Raw genomic sequence first — 16,635 nt, forward strand, 5'->3', positions numbered from 1 at the left:
GAGAACCTGATGGCGAAGACGAAGACGAAGGCACCGGGCGCCCGGCAGCAGCGGCGCCCCACGCCCCGGGGCAGGCCCGGCCCCGGCGGCGGCATGGTCGGCTACGTCGACCCCGCGCCCGAGTGGCGCGGCACCACGGCGCAGGTGTGCGGGCTGTGGCCGTTCGGCGCGGGGGCCGGCACCCCCATGGTCGGCGTGCCTCTCGGCCGCGATCTGCAGTCGGGAGCCACGGTCTGCTGCGACCCCGTCTCGTGGTTCATGCGCACGGGCCTGCTGGCCAACCCGTCCGTGTTCGTGCTCGGCCGCCCGGGGCTCGGCAAGTCGACGGCCGTACGGCGCATGGCGCTGGGCCTGTCCGGATACGGGGTCCACCCGCTGATCTTCGGCGACCTCAAGCCCGACTACGCCGACCTCATCAGGGCGATCGGCGGCCAGGTCATCAGCTTGGGCCGGGGCCGGGGCAACCTCAACGTCCTGGACCCCGGCGAATCCCTCCAGGCCGCCTCCCGGCTCACCGGCGGGGCCCGGGGCAGGCTGCTGGCCGAGATCCACGGCCGCCGCCTGCACATGGTCTCCGCGCTGGTGACCATCCTGCGCACGGCACCGCCCACGGACCGCGAGGAGACCATCCTCTCGGCCGCGCTGAACGTCCTGGACGACCGGCACGGCGCCGACCCCCGGCACGCCCCCGTCCTCGGCGACCTCGTCCGGGTCCTCAAGGACGCCCCGGAGTCCGTACGCGCGGTCGCCCTGGACCGGGGCGACATGACGCGGTACCGGGACATCACCGAGAACCTGGAGGCCTCGCTCACCGCGCTGCTGAGCGACGGCCGCCTCGGCGACACCTTCGCGCGGCCCACGACGGAGCCGATGCGGCTCGACCGCCCCGTCTGCTTCGACGTCAGCGGCATCGACGACAGCGAGACCCTCCTCCAGGCGGCGGCCCTGCTGTCCTGCTGGTCCTACGGCTTCGGCGCGGTCTCCGCCGCGCACGCGCTCGCGGACGCGGGACTGGAGCCGCAGCGCAACTACTTCCTCGTCATGGACGAGCTGTGGCGGGTCCTCCAGGCCGGCCGCGGCCTGGTCGACCGCGTCAACGCCCTGACCCGCCTGGACCGTCAGCGCGGCGTGGGCCTGGCCATGGTCACGCACAGCATCGACGACCTCCTCGCGCTCCCGGCCGAGGAGGACCGCACCAAGGCGAAGGGGTTCGTGGAACGCGCGGGCATGGTGATCTCGGCGGGCCTGCCGCCCGCGGAGATGCCGCAGCTCGGCCAGGTCGTCGAGCTGACGGCGGCGGAGAAGCGGCTCCTGTCCGACTGGTCGGCGCCCCCCGCCTGGGACGCGGCCACGGGCCGCCGCGCGGCGCCGCCCGGCCTCGGCAACTTCCTCATCAAGGTCGGCAGCCGCCCCGGAATCCCCCTCCGCGTGGACCTGACGGCGGCGGAACTGGCGGTCAACAACACGAACAAGCGCTGGAACAAGTAGGGAGAGGGCAGGTGGAGGGCCCGGGTCTGGGAGACCCGGGCCCTCCACCCGTGAGGAGCGTCCCGGCCGGGTGACCGGCCCGGGCCACACCCTTCCCGGGCTATCCCCTCTTCCTGGCGTGCTTCTGCTCCGGCTTCGGCTCCGTCACTGCCGGGCTCTTGGCCGACGGAGGCGTTCCCGGCCTGCCGGAGGGGGAGGTGCCAGCGGCCTTCCCTTCCACGGGGTTCACCGGCGCCGGAGTTCCGGGGATGGTCAGCGGAAGCTGCGTCACACGCACGGGAGTACCGGGAATCGTGGCCGGCTGGCCCCACGGCGTGAAGGCCGGCAGGCCCGACGGTTCGGGCGTGGCCGCTTTGGCCGTCTGCTGCTGGTTCTGAGGGCCCTTGCTCTCCGCTCCCGCCCCCGTCCCCCTCCCCGTCCGGGAGGGGTGCTCGCCCAGCAGCATGTCGGCGCTCGGCAGTCCGCCTTCCCGGTAGCGGTCCAGGTGCTTGGCGTTCTTCCTGTTGTAGAGCATCATCCGCATCGCCCGCGCGGTCATGTCCCTCTGAGCGTCGGTGAGGTTCGCGACCTCGACGCGCGGGTCGTCACGCGGCTGCCCCGGCGCGGAGGCCGGGTCGGAGCGGCCCCTCCTGACGTCGTGCTGGATCAGCTCCTTGGCCCGCCGCTGGGCCTCCGCCCATTCCGGGCTCCTGGCCTGCAGATCGTTCTGCTCGAACTGCCGGGCGGACCACGCCTGAGCGGCGGAGCCCACGGGGCCGTTCGCGCCGTCCATCCCCCGGCGGGGCTCCGGCCGCTCCGGCGCAGGCTCACGCTCCCGCGCAGGCTCCCGCTCCCGAGGGGCCTGCTGGCCGGCCAGCATGCTCTCGGCGCCCGGCAGTCGGCCCCGGTCGAAGCGCTTCTTGTACTTGGCCGACCACTGGAGGCTCTCCTCCTGGCCGAGAAGGATCCGCATGGCGCGCTGGACCTGCTGCTGACGCCCCGCGTCGAGGGTCGCGTACAGATTGCTCGGCATGCGGTGCGCCCGGTCGGAGGCGTACGAGTAGGGATCGACCGGCGGCCATCCGCCGGACGTTCCGGCCCCGGGTGCCCGGCCCTGCCCGGCGCCCAGCCAGGGGTTCTGCTGGGCGGCGTCCCCCTCCTCGGGCCCGGGCCCGGGCGACGGGTCGGCACGGCCGCCCCGCTGGAAGAGGCGCCTCAGCCTGCCCCAGGAGCGGTATCCGCGGGACTGGCGGGCGCGGACCTGCTTGATGAGCTGTTCCGCGAGCTCGAAAGCCTCCTTGCTCAGGCTAGGCGCGCTCTCCGTTTCCATGGCGGCCACGGCTCCCCTCCTTCACGGTCAGAGCCGGACCTGCCGGAGCGGCTGGACCAACTGGGCCGACGGGGCGGTCATCATGGCGATCCGGGCCGCGATCCGGTCGCGGTGGTGCGGCGACTCCTCGCACAGCCAGTCCGCCACCATGCTCTCGTACGCCCAGCCGTGCCGCAGCCGCTGCTCCTCTGCCTGCTCCTTGGCGCGTACGGCCGCGGCGAGCCGCCTGCGGCCCTGGATGCTCCCGTCGTTGCCCGACACGGCGCGGAGGTACTCGCGGCCGCAGTCGATGTGGTAGCGCCGTGCGGCCTCCGAGAGGACACGCAGATACCGTTCGCCCGGGGAGTGCGGAAACCTGTACGGGCGAGCGGCGCGGTTGACGTCCCTCAGCGCCTCCAGAACCCTGAGCTGCTCCACCGGCGCGAGGCCGTCCTGCTGTTCCGGCTGTTCCGCCATCTGCTGCACCTTCCCTTCTCCTGCCGCTCACAACGGCTCTCCGGGGCCGACGGTTCAGACAGAAGGCGGCATCGGCGGAGCCTTCCCCCCGGTCTCCCCGAGGTGCTGATACCAGCGCAGGAGCCGCTCCGCCGCGCGGTCCCGCTCCCGGGGCGGCTCCTCCACGGCGGCGCGTTCGGCGGCGTAGACCCGCAGGAGGTCGTGGAGGGTGTAGCGGCCGGGCGCGGGCTCGTTGAGGAGGTGGACCCAGGTGATCTCCGAGAGGAGCCTGCGGGTCTCGCGGAAGGGGAGCCCGGCGAGCGCCGCCGCCGCGTGCGCGGTGATGTCCGGGCCGGAGTGCAGGCCCAGGAGCCGGAAGAGGCGCGCGGCCGGAGCCGAGAGCGACTGGTAGGACCAGGAGAAGACGGTGCGCAGGTCCGTGGTGGCGTCGCCGCCGCTCAGCGCGTCGAGGTTGCCCTGGCTCTCCCTCAGTTCCCTGGCGACGGTGTCGAGCGTGAACCCGGGGTGGGTGGCGGCCCGTGCCGCGACGACGGCGAGGGCCAGGGGCAGCCGGCCGCAGCGCGCGATGATCTCGTACGCCGCCCTCGGTTCGGCTCTCAGGCGCGCGGCTCCGATGCGGCGCTCCAGGAAGCCGTACGCCTCGGAGGTCGTCAGCGCGTTCAGCGTCAGCGGCTGCGCGCCCTCGTTGGCGATGAGGCCGGTGAGCTGGCTGCGGCTGGTGACGATGACGAGGCAGTCGGCGGAGCCGGGCAGCAGCGGGCGTACCTGCTCGGTGTCGCGGGCGTTGTCGAGGAGGAGCAGCATGCGGCGCCGGGCGAGCAGGCTGCGGAAGAGCGCGGACTGGGCCTCGACGGGGCCGGGGATCTGGTCCCTGGCGACGCCCAGTCCGTCGAGGAAGCCGCGGAGGGCCTCCGCGGGCGGGACGACCACGCCGGTCGGGTCGAACCCGCGCAGGTTGATGTGGAGCTGTCCGTCGGGGTAGAGGTGCGCGATGCGGTGGGCCCAGTGCACGGCCAGGGCGGTCTTGCCGATGCCCGCCATGCCCCGGATCACCATGAGGGACGGGGGTGCGACGGCGCCCGGCGCGAGCGCCCGTACCTGCCGGAGTTCACTCTCGCGGCCGGTGAACGTGGGCAGGTCGGCGGGGAGTTGCGCGGGCCCCGGCGCACGGGGCGGTGCGGCGGGCGGCCGGGCGCCCGTGGGCTCCGGGCGGCAGCCCTCGTGCTCCGGGAGTGCGGACTCCGCGGATAAGTGGGCCGCGGGCATCGCGGAGACTCCGGGCATCGCGGATACTCCGGGCATCGCGGACGGCGCGGGGGCGGCCGGGGCGGTCGGGGCGGTCGGGGACGGCGCGGGGATAACGGTCGTCGCGGGCGGCGTGAGTCTCGCGGCCGTCCTGGGCGCCGGTGCCGGTGCCGTGAACCGGTCCCGTTGCGGGAGGTCGAGGGCGGGGTCCGCCGCGAGGATACGTTCGTGCAACTCCCGCAACGCCACCCCCGGCTCCACCCCCAACTCCCCCACCAACCGCGCCCGCATCCCCCGGTACGCCTCCAACGCCTCCGCCTGCCGACCCGACCGGTACAACGCCAGCATCAACAACCGGCACAACCCCTCCCGCAACGGATGCTCCCCCAACAACCCCACCAACCCCGCAACCACCTCCCCATGCCGGCCCAACTCCACCTCACACTCCGCACACACCTCCCACGCCCCCAACCGCACCTCACCCAACCGATCCCGCTCCACCTCCACGAACGACCCCGACAACCCCGCCAACGGCACCCCCTCCCACACACCCAACGCCCCCCGCAACACCTCCACCGCACCCACCAGGTCCCCCGCTCCGCGCAGCCGCCGCCCCTCGGCGACCCCGCCCTCGAACACCTCCACGTCCACGGCGCCGTCCGGCACCCGCGCCAGATAGCCGTCCGCCACCGACACCAGCACCTGACCCGAACCCCCCGAACCTCCAGGCCCCGACTCCGGCCCCGACCGCAGCACCTTCCTCAGCCGCGACACATACGTCCGCAACACCGACACCGCCGCGGCCGGAGGCTCCCCGCCCCATACCGCGTCCACCAACTCACCCACCGACACCGGCCGCCCACGCCGCAGCAACAACACCGCCAACACCACCCGCTGCTGCGGCGACCCCAAATCCAACTCCCGCCCCCCACACCACGCCCGCACCCGGCCCAACACCGCAAAACGCAGGGAGGTCTCGGGTCGGGCCGTTCGCAGGACTTCGGGCTGAGCAGTGGTCTTCATGTGCTCCACGATTCCCCCGCGCTGACGCGGGCGGCAGTGCGGACCTGCACTCATCCGCATGACGGATGTCACGAGGAAGCAGCTCACGCGGCGGGCGTCAGTCCGCGTCCCGGAAGACCCGCCCGCCCGCGTTCGGTCTCCCGTCCGTGTAGAGACCGGTCGGGCTGGTCCGGGTCGAGAGGGCGAACCAGGCGTAACGCTCCACGTACTTCTGCTTCTTCAGCGCGTCGAGCGAGGCCTTGAGGAAGGCGGACTGCTCCTTCTCGCTCGGGTACCGGCGGGGCTCCCCCTCCTTCTCGGGGAAGTCGATGAGTCCGTACTCGGTGAGCCATACGGGCTTGTCGTACCGCTCGTGCACGCGCTTGAGGTAGTCGGTCAACTGGCCGGTGGCGCCCGGGCCGAAGTCGGAGCCGTACCAGTGGACAGGGATGAAGTCGACGCGCAGGCCGCGCTTCTCCGCGCCCTTCATGAACCGGTCGAGCCAGCTCCCGGCCTGATCCGCGCCGGTGGCGACCGCGGGGGCGCCCAGCCTGAGGCCGGTCTTCTCCAGCCTGGGCCACAGGTCCAGGGCCTGTTCGGGAGTCATGTCGGCCTGGGACTCCAGGTCGGGCTCGTTGAAGGCGAGGAGGTTCCTGCCCTCCTTCTTCGCCGCGTTCAGCTCGGCGTCGGTGACCGAGTCGGGGCCCCAGATCGTCGGGACGTACTCGACTCCCCCGGGCTCCTTGATCCCCGGGCTGGAGGAGGCCCAGTTGTGGTACCAGGAGGCGCGGGAGTCGGCCAGTTCGTCCGCGCCGCCCTTGCCCGGCTCGACGGCCAGGCCCTTGCCGTGACCGCCGCCGCCGGGGCGATCGCCGTCACCGCCGTCACCGCCACCCCCGTCACCGCCGCCGCCCTCGCGCTTCCCCGCGCCCTTGCCCTTGCCGTGGAAGGTGACGGTGAGGCTCTCGCACGCGGCGCACTGGCGTACGACCTGGTTGCCCTGCACCGTGTCGTGCTTGGACCACGCGTACGCCGTCGGGCACGCCTTGCTGAGGGCCTCGCTGTAGGCGGTCCTCGCGTCCCTGTCGGGGTTGACGCAGACGAGCGGCTTGCCGGTCTTCCCGTCCTTGGTCAGGTTCCCCGGCGGGCAGTGGGCCAGCAGGTCGGTGGGGCAGCCCACCGCGGCGCACTCCCCGCCGTTCTCGGGCGGGGTCACACCGTCGGGGGTGATGGTGATGGGTGCCGAGACCGCGTTGACGTAGCTGACGTTGTACCAGGGCGCCAGCTTGTCCTTCGTGTCGAAGTTGAACTCGGCGAGACTGACCGGCTGTTCGCCGGTGACGCAGCGGTCGGCGTACGGCCCGCAGTCCCCCACGTCGCAGTGGAAGGTGCTGCCCTCCTCCCCCGAGCAGCCCTGGCGGGGGAAGAGCTTGCCGCGCCAGTGCCCCGCGCCCGCGCGGTCGGGGATCGGGACGGGCGCGGACTCACCCGGGTCCAGGACCGGCAGTCCGGTGAGCGAGGGCGAGCCGTCGGCGTTGACGGTGGCGCCCACCCAGACCCGTTCCTCCGTCTCGTTCCGCACGGTGACGGTGTGTCCGGCCTGCCCGTTCTGCCCGTCGGCCGCGGCGCCGGTGACGCGCTCCTCGCGGTCGCCGGAGGTGCCCGGCAGCCCGCCCGAGGCGAGGGCCGCTGTCCCGGCGACCACGAGCAGGAGGGCGAACAGCAGCGGCCGGAAGTGCCGCAATGATCTGAGTGCTCGGATAGGAACCGTTGGCCTCGCGCGCACGGAACACGTCCCTAGGGTCGGTAACAGCCTGCGTCTGCACGACGGACGGACGAGGCGGACGGTTCACCTCCGAGGTGCCGCGCGAGGAAGCGCCTGACGGTGTGGTGGACGTCGAGCTGGCTCTCGGGGTTCACGAAGCTGTGCCCCACGCCCTCTTTGACCAGGTACTCGACCTCCGTCCCGCGCAGGCGCAGCACCTCGACGAGCCGGTCCGACTCACCCTTGGCGACCCGTACGTCGGCGCCCTGGACCACCAGCAGCGGCACGTGGGGCCGGTCCAGGCGGCCGGCCGGCGAGCGAGCCGGCATGCCCGCCTCCTGCGCGGGATCGTTCGGGTCGCCCACGAAGCGGTGCCAGTTGTGCGCGAGCCGTCCCCTGGAGCACGCGACGCGGCTCCGCAGATGGTGCGCGGGACGCACGATGCCGCCGATGCCGACGGCCGCGGCGAAGACGTCCGGTGCGGAACCGGCGGCGACCAGCGCGACGTAGCCCCCGTAGGAGCCGCCGAGGACGGCGACGCGGGCGGGGCCGGCGTAGCCCTGCCCGACCGCCCAGCGCGCGGCCGCGGGAACGGGAGCAGGGCTCGGGGGCAGGGTTCCGGGGGGGGATGGAGACGGCCCCGCCCCTCACCGTCGGGGGAACGGTGGAGGACGGGGCCGGGGCCGCTTCCGTCGCCCGGCCTGGTCGGGACCTCCGCGACGACAGCGGACGGGGGCGCCCGGCGGGAGCCGGCGGATCTCGACCGCCGGGCGCCTGGCTCCGCACGGGACCGCCGAAGAACGGCGTCCCCTCTGTCACCTCTGCACCGGTGACACGGACGGGAGCCGGGATCGGTTCATCTCGGCCGCCGCCGGTTCGGCGAGGGGCGCCGCGTCAGCCCTTGACGAACTGCCACTCGTGGTCGTCCCGGACCTTGCACGGGACGATCAGCAGATCGACGTTCTTGGCCTTCTCGTTCGTCCGCGCGAGGTCGAGACACATGCCGTGGCTCTTGTGATTGCGGATCCAGTACGAGCCGTCGGGGCGCTTGTAGAGCCCCCAGAGCTGGTTGTCGTTGTTCGTGGAGTCGCAGTGGAACTCGGTCACCGGCGTATGGGACGGGGCCGCGTCGTAGTACGGCAGGTCCAGGCAGAGGCCGTCCTTGACGTTGCGGATCGTGTAGAGGTTCCTGCCTCCCTTGCCCTTGGCCTCGGCGCTCTTCTTCACGGCCCAGGTCTGGTTGCCCCCGGGCGATCCGTCGCAGGCGTAGTCGTCCTGCACCTTGCCGTCCGGCTGTCCCTTGCCGAGCCCCGGCAGGTCCAGACAGGTGCCGTACCTCGCGTTCTTGACGAGCACCGCACCGAGGGCGTCGACGGACTTCGGCGAGCCCTTGTCCGGGGGCGGCTTCGGCTTGTCGCCGCCCGGCTTCGGCTTCGGCTCGTCGCCGGAACCGTGCCCGTCCTCGTCCCCGGAGTCCTTGGGCCCCTTGGAGTCCTCGGAGTCCTTGTCGGAACGGTCCTTCTCCGCGTCCGAGGAGCCCCGTACCGGAGGAGACGACCGGTCCGAGGGCGACGGGGTCACCGTGCCGGGCTTCGGCGTCTTCAGACGGTGATCGCCCTTCTCGCCGGTCGAGTCGGCCGCGCCGTTCTTCGGCCCGTCGTCCCCCGAGCCCGCGCTGGCCACGGCCACCAGCGAGCCGATGACCAGGGTCACGACGCCGATCGCGACTCCGCCGACGACCATGGGGCGTTCGAGCAGGCCGGGCCCCTCGTACTCGTCGTCCGACTGCGACGACCCGCCCCCGCCCTTCTTCCGCAGCGGATTCCTGACCCGTACGGCGGGGAGGCTCAGGGACGGCATCCGCGGCCTGCCGAGCCCGGCACCACTGCCGGACCCGGCACCGCCGCCGGACCCGCCACCGGAGCCGCTCGCGCCGCCGGACGCGCCGGACCCTCCGCCGGATACGCTGCCGAGCCCGGCTCCGAGCCCGGCGCCGGGCGCATTGCCGGAGGGGGGCTCGGGCAGGAGAGCCGGAGCCTCGGCCGGGGGCTCCTCCTCCCGGACCTGTTCCAGCATCGTGCTGGACCCGTCGGGCTGGACCTCCACGACCGTCACATGGTCCACGGACGGGTCGGTGATGGTCGCCGTCACGGCGGCGTCGCGGCTGCGCGCGTATCCGTGCAGCGTGTCCAGGACCGCGGCGTCCAGCGGCTCGCCCGGGACCACCGGCACCGGCTCCCCGTCGATGGACGCCGAGCCGTCGCCGGAGATGATCACGGCGAACGGGGTGGAGGTCCCGGTCGACTCATCTGCATCGTCACCCCGATTCATGTTCCTCCCTCTCTCACGATGTCTGCGCATGGCGTCGTACACCGCAACGGGATCGGGGAAGGATCAGTTCAACTCCTTTGTATAGTCCGGCAGTGTGAACACGGGCCAAGAGGAATCTCCGCGCTTCGCCGTACTGGGACCGCTCCGGGCGTGGCACGGCGCACGGGAGCTGGACCTCGGTTCGCCGCAGTAGCGGGTCGTGCTCGCGGCGCTGCTGCTCCGGCGCGGGCGGCTCGTGACCACCGCCGAGCTGGTCGACGCCATCTGGGGCGAGGAGCCGCCGTCGGGGGCCGTCCCGGTGCTGCGGACGTACGTCTCACGATTACGGAAGGTGCTGCGGGCCGGGTCCGATGCCGCCGGGTCGCCGCGCGTGCTGGTCTCGGCGGCGGACGGCTATCTGGCCCAGATCCCCGACGGCGCCGCCTGCGCCGCGGCCCATCCCGCCTTCCCGCTCAGCGCGATCGCCGACGAGCTGCGCCACAGCCACGACAGCCTCGACGCCTTCGCGAGCAGCGATCTGAGCACCGACGTCAGGGCCGTCTTCTCCTGGTCGTACCGGGCGTTGACCGCCCCGGCTGCGCGACTGTTCCGGCTCCTGGGGCCGGCCACGGGGCCGGACATCTCCGCGCACGCGGCGGCGGCCCTCGCCGGGCTCCCCGGGAGGGAGACCCGCGCGCTGCTCTGCGAACTGGCCGACGCGCACCTCCTCATCGAGGATCTGCCCGGCCGCTACGCCCTGCACGACCTGCTGCGCCTCTACGCCGCCGAGCGCGTCCGCGACGACGAGCCGGAGCGGGAGCGGGACGCGGCGCTCGGGCGGCTGCTCTCCTGGCATCTGCACACCATGGACGCGGCGCAGTCGCTCCTCGCTCCCCGCCGCAGGCGGGTACGGCTGGATCCGCCGCCGTCCGGCTGCGTCCCCCTCGCGTTCACGGCCCGCGACCGGGCCCACGAGTGGTGCGAGACCGAGCGCGCCAACCTCGTCGCCGCCACGCACCTCGCCGCGACGTCCGGCCGCGCGGACCTGGCGTGGCGTCTCAACTCCGTGCTGTGGGGCTTCCTCCACGCGCGCAACCACCTGGCCGACTGGCGCGACGCCTCCCCCGCGGCGCTCGCCGAGGCCCGCGCGGCCCACGGCCGGGAGGGCGAGGTCCGCCCTCCCGGCGTACTGGCGGTCAACTCGGGGATCGACGCTCGCCAGCCGTGGAGCGGCGGTATGTATTGATCATGACGCCGGACGGCGTGCTCCGGGCGGAGGTCAACGTGAGGTGGCGCGGGCTCCCGCCGTCGGCGAAGAGCCGTTTGCCGCCGCCGAGGACGAGGGGGAAGACCAGCAGCCGGTGCTCGTCCACGAGGTCGTGCTCCCGCAGGGTCTCCAGCGGTCCGCCACTGCCCAGCACCACCGTCTCCGGCCCGGTGACGGCCGTGACGCGGCGGATCCCGGCCGCCCTTGTCTCCGGGCTGCTCAGGGACTGGCCCCGTACGGTGGTCACAGACTGCGGCCGTCGTTGTGGCTTGTCGGGCAGTTCCCCGCAGCCTGCGGCGGGCAGGCGGGGCAGCTCCTGCCCAGCAGCCACGCCTAGCGCACCTGCGCGCCGAGCGTCTCGTCGTCCGCGGCCTTCCCGGCGTCCCCGAAGTCGCGTGGCCGGTGTACGCGGGCCAGGTCCTGCGGCCACCCGCCACCCCGCGCGGGGAAGGTCCACAGCGCGCCGTCGAAGCCGCCCGTGCGCGGCGCTCCGACGGTCAGGTCCGCGTGGCCGTCACCGTCGGTGTCGCCCAGGCGGAAGGCGGAGCCGAAGCGGGTACCGGTGGTGGTCTCGTCGTTCTCCCTGCCCTCCTTCTCGGACGAGGCGGGCTCCCCGACGGTGTCCGCGCCCTTGCCCGTGAGCCCCTCGGGCCCGCCGTGCAGCACCGTGACGGCGTTGGTGCTCTTGTCGTCCTTGCCCTTCTCCGCCTCCCTCGCGGGGGCGGCGGCCGCGATGTCCGCGTAGCCGTCGCCGTCCGCGTCGCCCGCGTCGAGCGCGGAGCCGAACTGGCTGTGCTCCTCCTTGTGGCCGGGCACCCCCGGGGAGTCCTGGTCGAGTTCGGTGCGCCGGGAGGGGTCGGGGCCCTTGTCGGAGCCGGGGAAGACCTCGACGGGACCGGACGCGGCCGAGTCGGGCGAGGAGCCCTTCGGGTAGCGGCGCAGGACGACGTCCGTGTAGCCGTCCTTGTCGACGTCGCCCGTGGTGGCGGTTTCGATGCCGGGCAGCAGTCCCGTCTCGGGCGCGCCGAGGCCGTCGGCGCCGCCCGGCATCCAGCCGGTCCTGACCTTGCCGTTGCCCATCCCGTCGTCCTCCGTCGTGTGGGAGGTGACCAGGTCGTCGCTGCCGTCGCCGTCCAGGTCGGCGGCGAAGGAGGTGACGATGTCGTCGTCGCTGTCGGTGCCGGGGAAGGGCGAGGGGACCTCGGCCGTGCCCCCGATGCTGCCGTCGCGCCGGAACGGGCCCTTGACCAGGCCGTGTTCGCTGCCGACGCGTACGACGAGGTCGCTGTGCCCGTCGCCGTCCATGTCGCCCGCGACGAGGGGGTCGTGTCCGAGCGGGGTGTGGAGGTAGTCGTCCGGCATGTCCTCGATGAACGCGCCACTGGTGAGGCCCTTCGGGGAGCCCCACAGGACGACCAGGCCGCCGTCCGCGTCCTCGGGCAGGCCGCCCTTGCCGCCCTCGCCCTCCACGGAGGCCGCGAGGTCCGTGTAGCTGTCGCCGTCGAAGTCGCGGGCCGCCGTCCGTTCGCCGAACGACACGCCCTTGCCCTCCTCACCGGGGACGCCGGGGCTGTCGAGGTCCAGGCGTACGCGGCGCCGCTCGTCCTTCTCGCGTGCGCCGTAGGCCACGAAGACGGCGTCGACGCCGGTCTCGCCCGTGGTGTGGACGTCCTGCGCGCCGTCGTTGTCGAAGTCCGCGGCGGGCGCCGTGCCCGCGGGGCCCGTCAGCGCTCCGGGGCGCCGCTCCGGCCCGCTCCCGGCGCCGTCGCCGCCGACCGACGACCAGAGCAGGGGGACGGCGGCGATCACGACGACCGCCAGGGCCACCGCCACGAGTCCGAGGCGCCGCCGGGAGGCCGCTCCTCCCGGGGAGGGTTCTGTCACCTCGCGGGGATCGCGAGGGTCGCGGGGGTCGGGGTCGCGGGCGTCGCGGGGGTCTTGCACGGCGCTTCTCCCAATGCCGGTCTCTGTGCTGGGTGAGGTCATGGAGGCGGAATGGGCCAGTGTGCCAGCCACGAGGCGAACGTGGGTCCGAACGTTCTCCTCCGGTTCTCGCACGGCCAAGGGCCCCGCGGTACACGGCCGCGGGGCCCCTGTCTCCGTGCGTCTCCCCTCCTACTTGATGGCCTTGATCAGCTCTCCCTCCGGGGTGTCACCGCTCAGCTCCCATACGAACGTGCCGCCGAGCTTCATCTTCTTCGCCCAGTCGGTCTTGCCGCCGAGCGTCTCCGGGGTGTCGTAGCTCCACCACTCGTTGCCGCAGTGCGCGTAGGCGGTGCCGGCGACCTTGCCGTTGGCGGGGCAGCGCTTCTTGAGCAGCTCGTAGTCCTCGATGCCCTGCTCGTACTTGCCGGGCGCCGGGCCCGTCGCCTTGCCGCCGGGCTCCTTCTGCGTGACGCCGGTCCAGCCGCGCCCGTAGAAGCCGAGCCCCATCAGCACCTTCTCGCGCGGGACCCCGTTGAAGAGGAGCGCGGCGATGGTCGACTTGGTGTCGAAGAGCTTCTTGGGGATGCCCGCGTAGTCCTCCAGCGGCGAGTGCGGCGCCGTCGGGCCCTCTCTGTCGAAGGCGCCGAAGTAGTCGTACGTCATCGGCAGGTACCAGTTGACGTACTGCGCCGCGTCCTTGTAGTAGCCCGAGGCGCGCATCTTGCCGTCCTTGGTGGCGTCGGCGCTGACGGCGGCGGTGACCAGCTTGTCGCCGAACTTGCCGCGCATCGCCTTCATCACCTTCGTGAAGGCGTCGGGCCCGCTCTTGTCGCAGCTCAGGCCGCAGGCGTTGGGGTATTCCCAGTCGATGTCGATGCCGTCGAAGAGGCCCTTCCACCGCTCGTCGTTGACGAGGTTGTAGCAGGACTCGGCGAAGGCCTCGGGGTTCTTGGCGGCCTCGCCGAAGCCGCCGGACCAGGTCCAGCCGCCGAACGACCAGAGGATCTTCAGGTCCGGGTGCTTCTTCTTGAGCTTGAGCAACTGGTTGAAGTTGCCGCGCAGGGGCTGTTCCCAGTTGTCGGCCTTGCCGTCGACGCTCTGCTCGGCCTTGTAGGCCTTCTCGTAGTCGGCGTAGCTGTCGCCGACGGCGCACTTGCCGCCCTGGACGTTGCCGAAGGCGTAGTTGATGTGCGTGAGCTTGTCGGCGGAGCCGGACGTCTCGATGTCCTTGACGTGGTAATTGCGCTGGTAGACGCCCCAGTTGGTGAAGTAGCCGACGGTCTTGCCCGTGGCCGACTCGTTCCCGGCGGCGGCCAGTCGCGCGCGCTCGTCGCGCTCGCCGCTTCCGCCGGTGGTGTTGACCACGAGCAGGGTCGCGGCCACCGCCGCCGCGGCCAGCGCGCCCGTGAAGGCGAGGAGGCGGCGGCGCCGTGGGCCTCTGGAGGGGGAGAAACCTTGTCTTCTGTCCGATCCGAGCATGGTCACCTCTGGTAGGGGTGCGGGGATTGCCGCCCGTCGTCCCCCTGGGAAGCGGAAGGGGACCGGGCCGGTCCGCTCATGGTTCGGACCAACCCCGGTTGCGGCACCGCATCCAGAAACGGCCCCGCCCGCCGATCGGTTCAGTTCACCGGCCGGTTCGGCGGCCCGTCCCGCGGCCGGTTCTCTTCGATGCCGCGGGCCGCGGCCCGGTCGTTGGCTAGGGTGACGGTCGAAGGCCGGTTCCGATGCCCGCGGTCGCAGGACGGCGGGCCGGACACGACGAGGGGGCTCGCGTTGGACCGCCCGGCACATCCGGCGCTGCTGCCCTCCGCGCTGCGCGCCTCGCTCGCGCTGGTCGCGGCCCTCGCCGCGCTGGTGGTCGCCGGGCTCGGGGCGCTGTACGCGGACCATGGCGAACACGGCACGGTGGACAGGTGGTTCGTCGACCCGACGGACGACAGCGTCCGGCCGCCCTGGCGGTACGCCGCCCTGGCCGTCGACTTCCTGGGCGAGCCCGCCGGAGCGGCGGCGCTGGTCCTGGCCGCCGTCGCCTGCTGCCTGCTGCTGCGCCGCCTGCCCGCGGCGGTCCTCCTCGTCCTCGGCGCGGGCCTGGCAGTGGCGGCGGCGACGCTGCTCAAGCATCTGGTGGGGCGCACCATCCACGGCGGCCACCTGTCCTACCCGAGCGGGCACACCGCCTTCGTCACCGCGCTCGCCCTCGTGGCCGGGCTGCTCGCGGCGGGACGGTCCGGCCTCGGCAGGGCGGCCGGGCTGTCACTCGTGCTCGGCGCGGCGCTGGCCGCCGGTGCCGCGATGGGCTGGGCGCAGGTCGCCCTGGGCGCGCACTACCCGACCGACGTCCTCGGCGGCTGGTGCACCGCGCTGGCGGTGGTCCCGCCGACCGCCTGGCTGCTCGACCGTACGGCGGGACGGCGGACGGCGGCCCGGGTGCCGGATACGGGCCTGCCGGACCGCCGCTGACGCCACGCCAGGCCGGGCTGCGTCACGCCAGACCGGGCTGTCACGTCAGGCCGGGCTGCGTCACGCCAGGCGGCGGAAGACGGGCTTCACCGGGCGCCCGCCCGTCCAGGGGCCGGGGTCCCCGGCGTCCAGCGCCTTCCGGTACACGGCGCAGGCCTGCGCGACGACCTCGACGGTGCGGTCGATGTCGGCGTCGTCGAGGGCGTCGCTCACCACGAACGACGGGGCCAGCACCCCGCCCGCGAGGAGCCTGCGCAGGAAGAGGGTGCGGTACCGCTGCGAGGGGCGGCCGTGCTCGTCGAGGGTGGCGAAGACGAGGTTGCTGGCCCGTCCCCGTACGACGACATGGTCGCCGACGCCCATGCCCGCCGCGGCCTCGCGGACACCGGCGGCCAGCCGCTCGCCGAGGGCGTGCAGCCGCGCGGTGACGCCCTCCTCGGTGTAGGTGGTGAGGACAGCCGTCGCGGCGGCCAGGGCGTGCGTCTCCGCGCCGTGCGTGGTGGACAGCAGGAACACCCGCTCGCCGGAGTGGCGCAGGCCGCCCCGTTCCATCAGCGCGCGGCGCCCGGCCAGCGCCGAGACGGCGAAGCCGTTGCCCAGCGCCTTGCCGAACGTGGAGAGGTCGGGGACGACGCCGTACAGGCCCTGGGCGCCCGCCTCCGACCAGCGGAAGCCGGTGATCATCTCGTCGAAGACGAGGACGCAGCCGTGCCGGTCGGCGAGTTCGCGCAGCCCGGCGAGGTATCCGGGCGGGGGCTCGGTGTGGGAGGCGGGTTCGAGGATCAGGCAGGCGATCTCGTCGGGGTACCGGGCGAGCAGCTCCTCCGTGGCGGCCAGGTCCCCGTACGGGAACGTGACCGTCAGCTCGGCGGTGGCCGCCGGGATGCCCGCGTTCATCGGCGTGGTGCCGATGAACCAGTCGTCGACGGAGAAGAACGGGTGGTCGGCGCAGAGGGCCACGCGCGCGCGGCCGGTGGCGGCGCGGGCGAGACGCACGGCCGCGGTGGTGGCGTCGGAGCCGTTCTTGGCGAACTTCACCATCTCGGCGGTCGGCACCGTGGCCAGGAAGCGTTCGGCGGCCTCGGCCTCGACGATGGAGGGCCGGACGAAGTTGCCGCCGCGGTCGAGTTCCCGCCGCACCGCCTCCGTCACGCGCGGGTGGACGTGGCCGAGGCTGACGGACCGCAGCCCCGAGCCGTACTCGATGTAGCGGTTGCCGTCGATGTCCCACACGTGGGCGCCGCGCCCGTGGCTGATGACGGGGGCCAGGTTCTCGGGGTACTGGTCGTCGCCCTTGGCGTAGGTGTGCGCGCCGCCGGGGATCATGGCGTGCAGCCGCTCGTTCGCCCGCCGCGACCTGGGCAGCGCGAACTCCTCGCGGTCCTCGGTGTGTTCGGTCTCCACGCC

Annotated in this window: 13 protein-coding genes and 1 pseudogene; 3 read left to right on the top strand and 11 right to left on the bottom strand. The window is 73.3% G+C overall.

Annotated elements, in window-relative coordinates; translation table 11 throughout:
* Nucleotides 1-9 precede the first annotated feature (9 nt).
* The gene (locus ABD343_RS06155) at nt 10-1,488 is read left to right on the top strand and encodes an ATP/GTP-binding protein (protein WP_344524866.1); all 1,479 of its coding nucleotides are present in this window, start codon (nt 10-12) and stop codon (nt 1,486-1,488) included.
* A gap of 100 nt (nt 1,489-1,588) precedes the next feature.
* Here the strand turns inward: ABD343_RS06155 and ABD343_RS06160 are convergent, their stop codons facing one another.
* From ABD343_RS06160 to ABD343_RS06190, 7 genes and pseudogenes are all read right to left on the bottom strand, one after another.
* Nucleotides 1,589-2,806: a hypothetical protein gene (locus ABD343_RS06160; RefSeq protein WP_344524868.1), complete on the bottom strand. Its 1,218-nt coding sequence runs from the start codon at nt 2,804-2,806 to the stop codon at nt 1,589-1,591.
* Nucleotides 2,807-2,824: 18 nt separating this feature from the next.
* Nucleotides 2,825-3,253 carry a hypothetical protein gene (locus tag ABD343_RS06165; protein WP_344524870.1) on the bottom strand — a complete coding sequence of 143 codons (429 nt, stop codon included), beginning with the start codon at nt 3,251-3,253 and terminating at the stop codon, nt 2,825-2,827.
* Between the two features lie 54 nt (nt 3,254-3,307).
* Complete coding sequence (locus ABD343_RS06170; protein WP_344525572.1) at nt 3,308-4,537, bottom strand: NB-ARC domain-containing protein; 1,230 nt, start codon at nt 4,535-4,537, stop codon at nt 3,308-3,310.
* A 189-nt stretch (nt 4,538-4,726) separates the two neighbouring features.
* Nucleotides 4,727-5,581 (bottom strand): annotated as a pseudogene (locus tag ABD343_RS06175) (AfsR/SARP family transcriptional regulator); the annotation flags it as partial.
* 37 nt (nt 5,582-5,618) lie between these two features.
* Entirely contained in the window at nt 5,619-7,244 is a 1,626-nt protein-coding gene (locus ABD343_RS06180; protein WP_344524872.1) for a glycosyl hydrolase, read from the bottom strand.
* Between the two features lie 53 nt (nt 7,245-7,297).
* Nucleotides 7,298-7,879: an alpha/beta hydrolase family protein gene (locus ABD343_RS06185; RefSeq protein WP_344525574.1), complete on the bottom strand. Its 582-nt coding sequence runs from the start codon at nt 7,877-7,879 to the stop codon at nt 7,298-7,300.
* A gap of 280 nt (nt 7,880-8,159) precedes the next feature.
* Complete coding sequence (locus ABD343_RS06190) at nt 8,160-9,596, bottom strand: RICIN domain-containing protein (RefSeq protein ID WP_344524874.1); 1,437 nt, start codon at nt 9,594-9,596, stop codon at nt 8,160-8,162.
* Nucleotides 9,597-9,795: 199 nt separating this feature from the next.
* Here ABD343_RS06190 and ABD343_RS06195 point away from each other — a divergent pair, with 199 nt between their 5' ends.
* Entirely contained in the window at nt 9,796-10,821 is a 1,026-nt protein-coding gene (locus tag ABD343_RS06195; protein ID WP_344524876.1) for an AfsR/SARP family transcriptional regulator, read from the top strand.
* Here ABD343_RS06195 and ABD343_RS06200 read toward each other — a convergent pair.
* The 3 genes from ABD343_RS06200 to ABD343_RS06210 all read right to left on the bottom strand — a co-directional run bounded on the left by ABD343_RS06200 (nt 10,772) and on the right by ABD343_RS06210 (nt 14,247).
* Complete coding sequence (locus ABD343_RS06200) at nt 10,772-11,173, bottom strand: dihydrofolate reductase family protein (RefSeq protein ID WP_344524878.1); 402 nt, start codon at nt 11,171-11,173, stop codon at nt 10,772-10,774. The genes ABD343_RS06195 and ABD343_RS06200 overlap by 50 nt on opposite strands.
* A 2-nt stretch (nt 11,174-11,175) precedes the next feature.
* Nucleotides 11,176-12,786, bottom strand: coding sequence for an FG-GAP repeat protein (locus ABD343_RS06205; protein ID WP_344524880.1), 1,611 nt, complete (start codon nt 12,784-12,786; stop codon nt 11,176-11,178).
* Nucleotides 12,787-12,957: 171 nt separating this feature from the next.
* On the bottom strand, nt 12,958-14,247 hold the full coding sequence (locus ABD343_RS06210; RefSeq protein WP_344524882.1) for a glycoside hydrolase family 18 protein: 1,290 nt from the start codon (nt 14,245-14,247) through the stop codon (nt 12,958-12,960).
* 294 nt (nt 14,248-14,541) lie between these two features.
* Between ABD343_RS06210 and ABD343_RS06215 the strand changes: the two genes are divergently transcribed.
* Complete coding sequence (locus ABD343_RS06215; protein WP_344524884.1) at nt 14,542-15,228, top strand: phosphatase PAP2 family protein; 687 nt, start codon at nt 14,542-14,544, stop codon at nt 15,226-15,228.
* A gap of 60 nt (nt 15,229-15,288) precedes the next feature.
* On the opposite strand, the gene ABD343_RS06220 is transcribed toward ABD343_RS06215, so the two are convergent.
* Nucleotides 15,289-16,632, bottom strand: coding sequence for a glutamate-1-semialdehyde 2,1-aminomutase (locus tag ABD343_RS06220; protein ID WP_344524886.1), 1,344 nt, complete (start codon nt 16,630-16,632; stop codon nt 15,289-15,291).
* Nucleotides 16,633-16,635: the final 3 nt, after the last annotated feature.

This window comes from Streptomyces albiaxialis, assembly GCF_039530985.1.
In the GTDB taxonomy this organism is placed as follows: Bacteria; Actinomycetota; Actinomycetes; order Streptomycetales; family Streptomycetaceae; genus Streptomyces; species Streptomyces albiaxialis.

Coding starts and splice junctions, on each gene's coding strand:
- ABD343_RS06155 (WP_344524866.1), top strand. CDS start 10: ATGGCGAAGACGAAGACGAAGGCACCGGGCGCCCGGCAGCAGCGGCGC.
- ABD343_RS06165 (WP_344524870.1), bottom strand. CDS start 3,253: ATGGCGGAACAGCCGGAACAGCAGGACGGCCTCGCGCCGGTGGAGCAG.
- ABD343_RS06170 (WP_344525572.1), bottom strand. CDS start 4,537: ATGCCCGGAGTCTCCGCGATGCCCGCGGCCCACTTATCCGCGGAGTCC.
- ABD343_RS06190 (WP_344524874.1), bottom strand. CDS start 9,596: ATGAATCGGGGTGACGATGCAGATGAGTCGACCGGGACCTCCACCCCG.
- ABD343_RS06210 (WP_344524882.1), bottom strand. CDS start 14,247: ATGCTCGGATCGGACAGAAGACAAGGTTTCTCCCCCTCCAGAGGCCCA.